The organism is Photorhabdus laumondii subsp. laumondii (assembly GCF_003343245.1).
Classification (GTDB): domain Bacteria; phylum Pseudomonadota; class Gammaproteobacteria; order Enterobacterales; family Enterobacteriaceae; genus Photorhabdus; species Photorhabdus laumondii.
In genome coordinates, this window is the sequence record NZ_CP024901.1 from 4,668,979 (window position 1) to 4,682,322 (window position 13,344).

Annotated in this window: 13 protein-coding genes and 1 pseudogene; 7 read left to right on the forward strand and 7 right to left on the reverse strand. The window is 41.7% G+C overall.

The features are described from left to right. Positions 1 to 221: 221 nt before the first annotated feature. The 4 genes and pseudogenes from dinQ to idi all read right to left on the reverse strand — a co-directional run bounded on the left by dinQ (position 222) and on the right by idi (position 3,422). On the reverse strand, positions 222 to 293 hold the full coding sequence (dinQ, locus tag PluTT01m_RS28335; protein WP_369931603.1) for a damage-inducible type I toxin DinQ: 72 nt from the start codon (positions 291 to 293) through the stop codon (positions 222 to 224). A gap of 463 nt (positions 294 to 756) precedes the next feature. Continuing rightward, positions 757 to 1,692: pseudogene (locus tag PluTT01m_RS20500) on the reverse strand (phage baseplate assembly protein V); the annotation flags it as partial. 114 nt (positions 1,693 to 1,806) lie between these two features. After that, entirely contained in the window at positions 1,807 to 2,751 is a 945-nt protein-coding gene (locus tag PluTT01m_RS20505; protein WP_011148118.1) for an SAM-dependent methyltransferase, read from the reverse strand. 137 nt (positions 2,752 to 2,888) lie between these two features. Next, a complete protein-coding gene (gene idi, locus PluTT01m_RS20510) occupies positions 2,889 to 3,422 on the reverse strand; it encodes an isopentenyl-diphosphate Delta-isomerase (RefSeq protein WP_011148119.1) in 534 nt (177 codons plus the stop codon). A gap of 577 nt (positions 3,423 to 3,999) precedes the next feature. Here idi and PluTT01m_RS20515 point away from each other — a divergent pair. Beyond that, positions 4,000 to 4,935: a VirK/YbjX family protein gene (locus PluTT01m_RS20515; protein WP_011148120.1), complete on the forward strand. Its 936-nt coding sequence runs from the start codon at positions 4,000 to 4,002 to the stop codon at positions 4,933 to 4,935. Between the two features lie 53 nt (positions 4,936 to 4,988). Here PluTT01m_RS20515 and PluTT01m_RS20520 read toward each other — a convergent pair whose 3' ends face one another. Continuing rightward, positions 4,989 to 5,588, reverse strand: a complete 600-nt coding sequence (locus PluTT01m_RS20520; protein WP_011148121.1) for a GNAT family N-acetyltransferase — start codon at positions 5,586 to 5,588, stop codon at positions 4,989 to 4,991. A gap of 393 nt (positions 5,589 to 5,981) precedes the next feature. Between PluTT01m_RS20520 and PluTT01m_RS20525 the strand changes: the two genes are divergently transcribed. Continuing rightward, a complete protein-coding gene (locus PluTT01m_RS20525; protein ID WP_011148122.1) occupies positions 5,982 to 8,003 on the forward strand; it encodes an oxidoreductase in 2,022 nt (673 codons plus the stop codon). A gap of 119 nt (positions 8,004 to 8,122) precedes the next feature. Here PluTT01m_RS20525 and sstT read toward each other — a convergent pair whose 3' ends face one another. Continuing rightward, positions 8,123 to 9,370: a serine/threonine transporter SstT gene (gene sstT / locus PluTT01m_RS20530; RefSeq protein WP_011148123.1), complete on the reverse strand. Its 1,248-nt coding sequence runs from the start codon at positions 9,368 to 9,370 to the stop codon at positions 8,123 to 8,125. A gap of 416 nt (positions 9,371 to 9,786) precedes the next feature. Continuing rightward, a complete protein-coding gene (locus PluTT01m_RS20540) occupies positions 9,787 to 10,749 on the reverse strand; it encodes a TerC family protein (protein WP_011148124.1) in 963 nt (320 codons plus the stop codon). Between the two features lie 89 nt (positions 10,750 to 10,838). Here PluTT01m_RS20540 and PluTT01m_RS27020 point away from each other — a divergent pair, with 89 nt between their 5' ends. From PluTT01m_RS27020 to PluTT01m_RS20560, 5 genes are all read left to right on the forward strand, one after another. Continuing rightward, entirely contained in the window at positions 10,839 to 10,997 is a 159-nt protein-coding gene (locus PluTT01m_RS27020) for a hypothetical protein (RefSeq protein ID WP_157852119.1), read from the forward strand. A 403-nt stretch (positions 10,998 to 11,400) separates the two neighbouring features. After that, the gene (locus PluTT01m_RS20545; RefSeq protein ID WP_011148125.1) at positions 11,401 to 12,072 is read left to right on the forward strand and encodes a DedA family protein; all 672 of its coding nucleotides are present in this window, start codon (positions 11,401 to 11,403) and stop codon (positions 12,070 to 12,072) included. Positions 12,073 to 12,266: 194 nt separating this feature from the next. Further along, entirely contained in the window at positions 12,267 to 12,572 is a 306-nt protein-coding gene (locus tag PluTT01m_RS20550; protein ID WP_011148126.1) for an ElaB/YgaM/YqjD family protein, read from the forward strand. 1 nt (position 12,573) lies between these two features. After that, complete coding sequence (locus PluTT01m_RS20555; protein WP_011148127.1) at positions 12,574 to 12,975, forward strand: phage holin family protein; 402 nt, start codon at positions 12,574 to 12,576, stop codon at positions 12,973 to 12,975. Beyond that, positions 12,968 to 13,228 carry a YqjK-like family protein gene (locus PluTT01m_RS20560; protein WP_011148128.1) on the forward strand — a complete coding sequence of 87 codons (261 nt, stop codon included), beginning with the start codon at positions 12,968 to 12,970 and terminating at the stop codon, positions 13,226 to 13,228. Before PluTT01m_RS20555 ends, PluTT01m_RS20560 begins: the two co-directional genes overlap by 8 nt. Positions 13,229 to 13,344 lie beyond the last annotated feature (116 nt).

The window sequence follows — 13,344 nt, forward strand, 5'->3', positions numbered from 1 at the left end:
CGTTTTCGCCATAAGTTCATTTATTTCGTCATAAGCGCCGCGAGACTGTTGTGGTCAATAACCGCTTGAACACCGGTTCAAGTCCAGTCGGGATTACCAAATTTAAGCCGTTAGATCAATATATTGGGCCACTTAAACAAGAATGGCTTGCTTGATCAAAGGCGGTAAATGTTAAAGGCCACCGGGAGGTTACCCGATGGCCTTAGCTACGTTTCCGTTATCTATTTCAGAAATGCACGGATCAGCTCTAAAAGCGCGATTAACTCTTTGAGAACGATGATAGCAGTATCAATAAATGCTTTCACCCGTTTGCTCCAGTTAGGAGCACGACTTAACCAGCCATTGCCTTTACGCTGCCTGTCCAGCTGACTTCCATCAAGTCAGTTAAGGAATATCGCGCTCTGACCGAGGCACTGAAGCAGCACCACCTGTTCTTCAGCCAGGACTTACGAAAACTTGCGTCAGAGATACACAGGCCAGAACGCTACCCCAAACTAACAGCCGTTGATTATAGGTTTATTTTCAGATGATTCAATCAATTAAAATGGTGAGTTGGAAAAAACAAAAAACCAACTGGTGAGGTTGGCTTTTTTGTTTTACCCATACAGGGCGCGGGTATCTTTTGTGCTATTACCGAGATTGGTAGCCTCAGCCCTAGCGCGATATTCCTTAACTGACATAACCAGTCTAATACCTATAGCATAAAATATCAACCTAGGGTGCAGAGTAAAAAAGCTCATACAAATGGAATGATATTCACCCAATCACAGGGGAATACTTCTGTTTCAATCCATCGGATTTATAGGCCGTGTTCCTTATCGCGCTGGCATTCTCCAGCATACCTGTGTTGTGGTGCGTATGGGCGGCAATCTGTTCCGCCAGTGCCTTAACCACATCCAACGTCTCTAACATCAAGGTCATGACATTGATTTGCTGGCTGCCCACCCAAACCACGAGCGCGACGATTTCTTGCCTGGCGCCGGCGATGCTCTGCTTAAGCAGGCCAATTTTCTCTATCAGCTTTTGCCCAACTTCAACATTGGCCTCTTTCCCCACACTGACAACGAAATTTGATGAGGTCACCATACTATAGTCACCGTCTGCAATTTGCCGGACAGCGCCCGCCAGTAGCGTAGACGTGCCCAAGACCGTGGTTTTATCCGTGGCCTGTATCGTGGTTTCCCGGGCAACTACGTTACGTGTTTCCGTGTCTGCCCTGACTTCACGGTGCATGGACGATTCATCAATAGTTTGGTCAGTCTGACGAATCCAATGCCCTTCCTGAGTCACTCTCTGCGAGACTTCCGCCCGCTGCTGCTGCAATTGTTCGCCTGGCTTGATATCGGGCAAGGTATTACCCTGGCTTAATGTCTGCCGGATAAAGGGCTTGTCCAGCCTGCCTGCCTCAAAAGCGATTTCAACCACCGTTCCGACTGGCGGATATTGGAACATACCCGATTCACTGCCCGCCATCGGCAAAAGCAGCGGAACCGCGTGATAAACAGGAACAGCGGTATCCTGACCATCATCAGCCAATAATTGCACATCAACCGCATAGCGTGGCCGGAATGGGTCGGAGATATCGCCGCTGACCGTATTTTCAGGGTGTGCCTCAATGCGGGCAAATTTGGGTAAATGCAGCCCTGCCGATAATTCGGGGTAGGCGGCATCAATCTGACGCTGCATTGGCGATGAGGCTACTCCGTAAAAAGTGGCTTTTTTATTTCCAACGGTCAGTAACAACAAAACGGCGACAAAGATTTTCTTAACGGCCCTACTCTTCAACCAAGAAAACAAAGCTGCTTTCTAAAGTCTCTGTGCAATAACACTATAAGTCGACACATAGTTTTTCACCTGAGCAACCGAAAAGTTTTCAGCCAGTACACGCAATTCTTCCAAAGGACCACTAACACCTTCAGGAAAGTTTCGTTCGATGTTGGCCTTAACATCCAACAACCAATGCACCACATCAATATTAGACGGCAATACCCTCATATCCTTAATAACGAAGCCACTTTTCTCCAACACTTGTCTGAAATAGCTGGGTGTTTTGCGGTTAGCACAAGCGAGACGATCAACGGTGTCAGGAATATCCGATTTATAATTATCCAACTCCATATTATAGAGATTTTCAGAAATAATCACCTGACCACCAGCGCTCACCCGTTTGAACAATGCACTCATAGCCTTTTCATACAACGAGTCCGGAAAATGTGAAATGACACCACGGATAATCACCAGATCATAAGGTTCCTGCGGATCAGGTAAGCGATCAATATCCTGTGCATTGCACAGATACAGATTGATACGCTCAGAAAGTCCATATTGTGCGTGAAATTCAGCACAATACCGCAACTGCTGCTCGCTGATATTTACTCCATCCAAACGCTTACATTCAGGAAAACGCTCAGCCAGATATTTCAGGATATAACCCCAACCACAACCGATATCCAAAATACGCTGAATTGGTGGCCTTTCGATCTTTGTTTCCAAACCAGCCAATAGCAGCTGACGATCAAAATAACGAATACCTGAGTCATCCAATGAAATTGGTAGCTTTGAAGCAGGATCATCGTAAACACCAAACTGGAATAACAGTGTATCGCCAATCACCTTACGCCAGCATTCTGGATCTCCGCAATAAGTTTGTACCACTTTACTTTCGTAATCGTTGGTGGTTTCCCCCTGAATGATGTGATAGGGCGAGACAGACTCAACATCAGTGCAAAACACATTATCAAAGCTACTCATGAACTTTTCCTTATTAAACGGTTTTTAAAAGCGTCACACCCTTAATTTGTCAAGATTTTCGGCGTATTGGTAAATTTCAATGAAATATTCATATCTAATTAATCCAATGCTATGGCTACCGATAAATTACATTGTTATCAAATCAGCCTTTGCCACTCCTCAATATCTTGATACGAAAGACCATTAATGATTTTTTTGAACCAAACCGTATACACATCAGGAGCATTATTAATTAGCGCCCTCAATTTCAGAAGATTAACCCATTTATAATCGGATACTTCGTCAAGGTTAATTATCGGTTCTTTATCAAAGCGTCCAATAAAAACATGATCATACTCGTATTCAATCAAATTATTAGGAAGTATCGCGTGATAAATAAATGACGAAACCTTTTTCAATGGACAGTCAAAACCCATCTCTTCGCCAAGACGCCGATGTGCAGCGGCCTCCAGAGCTTCACCAACCCTAGGGTGACCACAACAGCTATTGGTCCAAAGCCCGGCTGAATGATATTTGGTTGCCGCTCGCTTCTGTAAGAGTAAATTTCCTTTATTATCAAAAACAAAGATAGAAAAGGCCCGATGTAACATACCTTTCTGATGAATATCAGCTTTTCCCGCTGAACCAATGGGATTATCATGTTTATCAACAAGAACAAGTATCTCATCCATTATTAATGCCCTTTCTGTGAATTGAATCATATAAAATCATAAATTTTAATTAACAATAAAAATACAATACATATTCTGCAAGTACTAACTTAACTTTCAAGAATAAGGGGGTTTTCATAACAACATGATATAAATCACAAAATAAAAATATTTCATCCATTCTCTTCTGACATTAATGTAAAAACAGAACAAATTAATAGAATAATTATTAATGTTTTAATTAAACGGATTCAAAAAAGAATATATCCGACATTAATCATTTATCACCAATACTCACCTGCTAAATTTGTTACAGATCATGAGCTCGGGTATCACAACAAGTTATAGCCGTTTTTCTCATCTTTCTGGATGTGCTTTTACAGCAAAAAGCATCACAGAAAACTAAACGAATAATAAACAAACATGAGAAAATCCCCTTAATAACTAAACATTCATTAAACAGCTGTTGATTTTTTATCTTAAAAAAATATAAATAAACATCCGTTGAAGTTTTGTTTAATACCAAAGGAGTATACTCACGGTTTGCAAGTCTTCTTCCCTCCAGTATTTTTTAGAACTAGATAAAGAAATGAAATAAATGAAATATATGTATCAACCTGCCAGTTCAGGAATTCGGCTGTTCACAGATTTAGTCGGAAAAAAAATTAGCCCTAGCCCTCATTGGTATTCTGCCCAGAATCGCACTAAATTTGCCTTACGTAGCGCTCTGATGCCAATATCGACACTAAAACTATTAAACCAGATAGTTAATACGCCGTTCTATTTGGATATTTTGAAGAAACAGCCTTGTTTACCTTCTAAATTACATCGCCCTTATCTAAGTATTAACTTCAATAGAGGGCAGACGTTACGTGCAATAAATGAACATTACCAGCTATTATTTACTGGGTTAAATCAGTCTATTGTTAATAAAATATTTCGCTCCAATGCATATCCATTAGCGGTTATCAATGGTAAGAGTGGAACTTACACTATTTTTCTAGATTCTATGGATTGTTTTAATAAAGAAGGTGAGCTCACTCTATTTATTACAACAGGAGATAGTAAAACTTTGGCAAGATGCGCTTTCACACTACTCACTATTGCCGGTAAAAAAACACTGTTCATCGGTGGACTACAAGGTTCCAAAGGCGATGCAACCCTTGAAATTATCCGCGATGCAACGAAAGATTGTTATGGATTATTTCCAAAACGCTTACTGATTGAATCCATTTGCCGTCTCGCTGCCCACTTTGAATGCCAGCAAATTCTGGCAGCCAGCAATGATACTCACATCTATAAGAGTCTACGCTATTGGCATAAAAAGAAAGACAAATTAGTCGCTGATTACGACTCTTTCTGGGAATCATTAGGTGGAGCAAAGGGCAAAAATAAGGATTTCCATCTCCCCTTATCCATTGAAAGAAAACCGCTTGAAGATATAGCCAGTAAGAAGCGGGCAGAATATCGCCGCCGCTATCAATTACTAGATGAACTGGATAATGGAATGCAGCATTCTCTGCCTTCAAATTAAATCAGAATCAGGCCGCTACTTTTCACAGAGCGGCCTAATTTTTAAGATGACTCTTATCTCGGTTTAACCATCTGCCATTCAAGATGTATTTTAACCGCCGGCCATTCACCACTGATAATGCTGTAAACACAAGTATCCCTGATACTGCCATCTTTAGATACACCATGACTACGCAGAATTCCATCAAGTTTTGCACCCAGTCGCTCTATCGCTTTCCGGCTCTGATGATTAAAAAAATGAGTGCGAAACTCCACTGCGATGCATCCTAATTCTTCAAAAGCGTATTTCAATAAGAGATATTTTACTTCCGTATTAATATGTGTCCGCTGAACAGAACGAGCATACCAGGTATAACCGATTTCCAACCGGCGGACATCAGAATCAATATTCATATACGTGGTCATGCCAACCGCTTTACTTGTTCGATGATCAACAATAGCAAAAGGCAGCATAGTACCTTTTTCATGTAGCAATAAACGGCGTTCAATCTCGTTACCTAGCTCAGCCGGCGAAGGGACACTGGTGTACCACAATTTATGCAGCTCACTTTCTTCAATTGCCTGTAAAAACTCATCATGCCGTTGGTGTGTCAGAGGTTCTAAAGTCACCCCTTTTCCTGCCAAAGTTACCCATTCAGTCATCTGTTTTTTCATAATAACCACTGAGTTATAAATTAAGTCAGAATAGAAGAGTTCACCCTATTCCAGAATCAAAACTGGAATCAAGTTAATATATGAAAAATCAATCCCCGATTAAAGCAAAACCCACACTTTTAACATCTCAGGCGGCTGTCGAATCATTCAGAAAAAAATACTAAAACTGGGTAAACAAATCGCCTGACTGAATCAGTCAGATTCTTTTCACTAACTCGATGAAATAACCTGATTTCATGACCTTCATCACATTCATTTAACATTTTTTTCCCAATCAACCTTATTCCATCTAAATTTGAACCATCACTCATCCGACCACTTTGAGTTTTGACTGGTGGTTTAGAACACAATAATAATCTGGTTATAATTGACAAACACCCGATGGAGATTGCAATGAGCCATTATCCTCACCTGTTCGCCCCTCTAGACCTGGGGTTCACCACACTAAAAAACCGCATTTTGATGGGATCAATGCACACTGGACTAGAGGAACATCCCGATCGCGCCCAGAGGCTTGCCCGCTTTTATGCTGAACGGGCAGCCGGAGGCGTGGCATTGATTGTCACAGGCGGCATTTCGCCAAATAAACAAGGTGTTATAGGGAAAGGCACTGCATTCCTAGTAGATGAAAAAGATCTTATTCACCATAAAGTTATTACAGACGCAGTTCATCAGGCTGGTGGAAAAATTGCAATGCAAATCCTACATACCGGCCGTTATAGCTATCAACCACACCTTGTCGCCCCTACCGCTATTCAGGCACCAATTAATCCATTCATGCCTCGTGAAATGACAGAAGAAGATATTCAGCAAACCATTGCTGATTTCGCTCATTGTGCTCAACTGGCACAACTAGCAGGTTATGATGGCGTAGAAATCATGGGTTCTGAGGGTTATCTGATTAACCAGTTTCTGACTACCCGTACCAATCACCGCCAAGATAAATGGGGTGGAAGTTTCGAAAATCGAATGCGTTTTGCTGTGGAAGTTGTTAAAGCAGTCCATCAAGCAACAGGGCGAGAATTTATTCTAATCTACCGGCTTTCGATGCTGGATTTAGTCGAAGAGGGTTCTAATTGGCAGGAAATCGAGCAACTCGCAGTTGCTATTGAGCAAGCGGGGGCATCTATCATCAATACCGGTATCGGCTGGCATGAAGCTCGAATCCCAACGATTGCTACTATGGTTCCCCGCGCCGGATTCAGTTGGGTAACGCAAAAGCTGATGGGGAAAGTTTCTATTCCATTGATCACAACAAACAGAATTAATGACCCCAACATTGCAGAACAAGTGCTGGCTCAAGGTTGTGCCGATATGGTTTCTATGGCACGACCTTTTCTGGCTGATGCTGAATTCGTTATGAAAGCCCAGCAAGGACGGGCCGATGAGATTAACACTTGTATTGGCTGTAATCAGGCATGTTTGGATCAGATTTTTGTCGGTGAAATAGCCTCCTGTTTAGTTAATCCCCGCGCCTGCCACGAAACAGAGATGACTGCCGAGCCAACCACCACACCGAAAAAACTGGCGGTTGTCGGTGCCGGGCCTGCCGGATTGTCATTTGCAGTGACCGCCGCCAGTCGTGGTCATCATGTCACTCTGTTTGAACGTGACGGACAGATTGGCGGACAATTTAATATTGCCAAACAGATCCCAGGTAAAGAAGAATTCCATGAAACACTGCGTTATTTTCAGCGCCAGTTAACAATCCATCATGTTGATGTACGGTTGAACCAAACCGCAACACCAGAAGCACTTTCTGATTTTGATGAGGTGATTATCGCCAGCGGCATTGTGCCTCGCCAACTCACCATTGATGGTATTCATCATGAAAAGGTACTGAGCTACTTAGATGTATTAAGAGATAAGAAAAATGTCGGTCAACGTGTCGCTATCATTGGCGCAGGTGGTATCGGTTTCGATACCGCAGAATATCTGAGTCAACCAGGAAAAAGTACTAGCCTTGATAGCACCACTTTCAGCGAAAAATGGGGCATTGACCATAATCTGACACATCGTGGTGGTTTATCTCCTGAAGGCCCTAAACCAAAACCTTCTCCCCGAAAAATTTATCTATTACAACGTAAACCGACAAAAGTTGGTGAAGGATTAGGTAAAACAACAGGTTGGGTACACCGAACCAATCTACACCTGCGTGGTGTGAAAATGCTCAACAATATGCAATATTTGAAAATAGATGATCAGGGATTACATATTAGCAGCAATGGGGAACAACGCTGTCTTGCCGTAGATAATATTGTTATTTGTGCCGGACAAGAGCCACTGAGAGAACTATATCAACCGCTACAGCAAGCGGGAAAAACCGTGCATCTTATTGGTGGAGCAGATGTTGCAACGGAATTGGATGCCCGACGGGCTATCGATCAAGGTACTCGGTTAGGTCTTAAAATTTGATGATAAATAATGACGGTCATAGACAGACCGTAAGACAGGGTAAATCCTCAAACCGCGCCATTCCTGGCGCGGATATTTTACTCTTTCTTACCTAATCTTTTTAAACCAAAATACTTCAATTAATTACGTTGAGTTAACTGATCCGATGACAGACGGTCATCCTCAGCCTGACAAACAGCAGCAGTAAACAATACATCGGTAGAAGAGTTCAGACTCGTTTCCGCAGAATCCTGTAATACACCAATAATCAAACCGACTGCTACAACTTGCATCGCAATCTCATTGGAAATCCCAAACATGCTACAGGCCAGAGGGATCAACAATAGCGATCCCCCAGCCACACCAGAAGCACCACAGGCACAAATGGCAGAAACCACGCTTAACAATAATGCTGTAGGCACATCAACAGGTATCCCAAGCGTATTGACCGCAGCCAGAGTCAACACCGGGATAGTCACCGCAGCGCCTTCCATATTGATCGTTGCGCCTAATGGAATAGAAACTGAATAAGTATCTTCATGCAGATTCATACGACGGCACATCGCCATATTCACTGGAATATTTGCAGCCGAACTGCGGGTGAAAAATGCCGTTACGCCACTTTCACGCAGGCAAGCAAATACCAGTGGATAAGGATTACGACGAATTTTCCAGTAAACAATCAACGGATTTACAACAAGTGCCATAACCAACATACAACTCAGTAATACAACCAGCAGTTGGACATATCCCAGTAAGGCATTAAACCCCGTTTCTGCAATTGTTGCAGACACCAGACCGAAAATACCAACCGGTGCAAAACGAATGACCACCCGAACAACCTGAGTAACCGCTTCAGACATGTCATGAATTAGAGACTTAGTTGAATCCGCCGCATGACGCAGGGCGATACCCAAACCAATAGCCCAGGCAAGGATACCGATATAGTTACCGTTCAGTAATGCATTCACTGGATTAGCGACAACATTAACCAGTAACCCTTTAATCACCTCTATAATATTTTCAGGAGGCGACATCTGAGCATCATTGACAGCTAGCACCAGCGGTAATGGGAATATAAAGCTACCGGCCACAGCAACCAACGCAGCAAAAAAAGTACCCAAGATATAGAGGATAAGGATTGGACGAATATTGGTTTTTTGGCCTTTTTTATGGTTAGCAATAGAAGACATGACCAAAATCCATACCAATACCGGGGCTACTGCTTTCAGGGCGCCAACGAACAACGTCCCAAGTAAACTGACTGATTTGGCAACCGAAGGTGCCAACCACGCTAACAGTATCCCTGCAATTAAACCTACCAAAATTTGTTTAACCAGGCTTCCTTGTACAATGTAATGCACGAAGCCACGTTTTTGTTTTTCCATAGCTGATCCATTTTATTAACAGTTCTGTTAAACCTATACCCTATGGATTTCAAGATGCATCGCGACGGCAAAGGAGCGAATCCCCGGGAGCATAGCGAACTATGTAACCGGGGTGAGAGAGTGCAGCCAACAAAGAGGCAACTTGAAAGATAACGAGTATATATTTTTTTGTGTTTGCTTCCTCAGTATAGGGAAACCAAGAGTAGAGAAAAGCAGCGATAGTTAAAATATACAACCTCGCCAGCACTTATTAACAACACATTCACATTTGTGTGATCAAAACGGCAATTTACACATTTACAAAATACAATTATTTGTTTTTATGTTTAACCATTTCGCAGCAATTTAAGACAAGAAGAAACCATATCTCCCCATTCAAAAAAGATATGGTTATCTGTTAAAAAATAGTTACCTAATTACTGGTTCTCTGTCGCTTTGTATTTATTTACCCAAACATTAATAATCATTGTTACTGCCAAAATACTGGCTACAGCTCCCAGAGAACCCCCTATAGGAATATGATAAAAATCTATTATCAGCATTTTAATACCGATAAATGCCAGAATGACTGATAAACCATATTTAAGCATTGTAAATTTCTCTGCCACCCCAGCCAGCAGAAAATACATCGCACGTAATCCTAAGATAGCGAAAAGATTAGAAGTCAAAACAATAAAAGGATCTGTAGTGACTGCAAAAATAGCAGGAATACTGTCTACCGCAAAAATAACGTCACTAATTTCAACCAGAATCAGGACCAAGATGAGTGGCGTCGCATATAACAAACCCTTTTCTTTCACAAAGAAACGTTCTCCGTGAAGATTATCAGTGATGCGAATATGCGCTTTTAGCCAACGAACAAAAGGTTTATCGCCTATCGGAGAATCATCCTCTTTAACCAACGCCATCTTAACGCCGGTAACCAGCAAAAAGAGGCCAAACAGATAAAGTATCCAACTAAATTGAGAAACCAGCCAGCTCCCTGCAAAGATCATCACGGTACGCAGCACAATTGCGCCTAAGACACCGTAAATAAGCACCCGACGTTGTAAATTTGCCGGAATGGCAAAATAGCTGAATAACATCAGCCATACAAACACATTATCAACAGCAAGCGCTTTCTCAAGTAAATACCCGGTAAGAAAAGCCATTACCTGACTATTAGCAACCGCTACCCCTACAGTTTCTCTGCAATACCACCATAATCCTAATGCAAATAAGAGCGACAAACTTACCCAAATTACACTCCAGACAGCAGCTTGACGAAATGACATTGCTTGCTCTTTCTTACGCCCCTGTAAGGATAGATCCAGCAGCAACATAATCGTAATTAAAACAGCAAAACTTCCCCATAAGAGAGGACTACCCACAGAGTTCATTTTCTTTCTCTCATAAACAAAAACGGCTGAAGTCTCAGAAGACGCCAGCCGCTGCTATATTTCTTCCCCACATCGTGGATAAGGATGTATTGCAAGCAACCCTCGCCTTCTGGCAAGGTCTCACTTACAACACAGAAAATGTACCATCAGGTATAAGTTCAAGGTTGCCCGGCTACCGGATGCTGTTGCATCGTAATGACGATAAACCGGCTAAGGAAGTTACTCCCCTTTGCTGCGGTGAAAAATAAATCAAATTCAGACAAGAATCAATCTACCACTGAAAAAATATTGACTCATAGTCAGCGGTCAGCAGTCAGCGGTCAGCGGTCAGTAAATCATAAGTGAATAAAATGGTAACAAAAACAGATTAAAATAGTAGGACAAACAGTCATTCATTTAAATGCAAGAAACCTAACAAGCCCGCCTTATAGACCCATTTCTTATCCTATTTTAATGAACGTTCAATTGATCACCAAAATTTTCTGTTTAGTCACCCCTGATTTTGTTACAGTGGCACAGGCTGCGTCATTTGCCTTTTTCAACAGTGAAAAGGCATGAAAACCAACCAAATAACGTAAAATAGGATGTAATTTAATCGGTTTAGCCTCATGCTTTCAGGATGAACGAACAAAGGCATTTTAGGAACACCTGATGGAAATAGTAAAAGAACTTATATATGCACTTTGGTACCAGGATTATGAAACTCTGGCCAACCCATCCCTATTATGGGCCATTTACATCATGCTATTCTTGATTCTCTTCCTTGAAAATGGCCTCCTTCCTGCTGCATTTTTACCAGGAGACAGCCTGCTTATACTAGTTGGCGTATTGATTGCCAAAGGTGCAATGAGTTTCCCTCTAACGATTGTAGTATTAACTGCCGGAGCAAGCTTAGGTTGTTGGATTGGTTATCTTCAAGGAAAATGGTTAGGAAATACCAAGACAGTACAAGGCTGGCTCTCTCACCTTCCAGCTTATTATCACCAAAGAGCTTACAATCTTTTTCACCGCCACGGCCTATCAGCTTTACTTCTTGGCCGCTTCCTCGCATTTGTCAGAACCCTCTTACCAACACTTGCAGGACTGACAGGTCTACAAAACAGTCGTTTCCAGTTTTTTAACTGGCTCAGTGGCTTCCTGTGGGTCATTATCCTTACCTCTTTGGGTTATGCATTTGGTAAGACCCCCATTTTCCGTCAATATGAAGACTTGGTAATGAATTTCCTGATATTACTGCCACTTGCTTTACTTATTATTGGTTTTAGCGGCAGTTTGCTCGTTGTATGGCGTAAAAAAACTTGCCAATCCCCTCAAAAAAAGTAATTAATTCCAATAAAATCTAATATCCCTCCCTGCTGCAGATAAAAGTATCGTTTGCAGCAGAATAGTGAAATAACGCTAATGTTTTTTATTCACCTTCCAAAATATAAGCTATATTTAGTGATAGTCTTTTCCTGCATCAGGAAAAGCAACTAACTAAGTCAAATACACACACCTTACATTGAGGAGTAATCTACATGTCAAAGATCAAAACTAATGAAGATCTACACGTTGAACTAAAATCACTCGCAGATACACTGGAAGAAGTGATCAAAAGCTCTGGTGATAAATCCAAAGTCGAGCTGGAAGAACTTCGCGGCAAAGTAGAGGAAGTCATCAAAGATACTCGTTCTAAACTCAGCAATGCCAGTGATATGGTTGTTAAGAAAACAAAAGATATGGCGGGCCGTGCTGATGTCTACGTTCACGATAAACCTTGGGTAAGCATCGGTATTGGTACTGTTGTCGGTGCCGTATTAGGTGTAGTGTTAGCTAAACGCTAATATGATCAACTCATCCAAATCTCAAGGCCCCGGTAAAGGGGTCCTTGACATTCTCCAACGTATTGCCTCTGTTGTTATCGAGATAATAGAAACTCGTTTACAACTCATCGTTGTAGAGTTGGAAAAAGAAAAAGCCACTTTGATACAGCTGGTAGTCATAGCCAGCCTGACATTACTGCTCACCGCTTTCGGCCTCATGTGTTTACTTGTTATGATTTTTTGGGCTATCGATCCCAGCTGGCGTTTTACCGTATTAGCAAGTACTACTGGCACACTACTCGTTCTGGCGCTTATTGGCCTTATATGGACCATCAGGAAAGCGCGAAATTCAACATTACTTAGTGCAACTCGCGAGCAATTAAAGATAGACAGAGAAATGTTGGAGGATCATAGTAATGAGTAAACAACGCCAGAAAAAAAAGCTGAAAGAACAGCAGCTAATGAGAAATATCCAACTACAACGCCTCGAACTCACCAACAATACACAGCTCTGGAAGAACCTCACTGAACCTTATGACAAAAGCTGGCAAAAGCTTTTGTCATTAAAACCCTATCTGGGACCTGCAATCCATGCTATCTCTTTGTATGGCCTTCGCCATCCTGTGAAATTTTATCATTTGTCTCGTCATATCATTCGACTATTGAAATGGAAATAGTAATAATTCTTCATAATATCCCTCATTGATGATCACTTTAGTTGCTTACATTCAAAAACTTTGTATAAAATTGTTAATAATCCTTGCTTACAACTAAGTTCATCTACCTTTAGTAT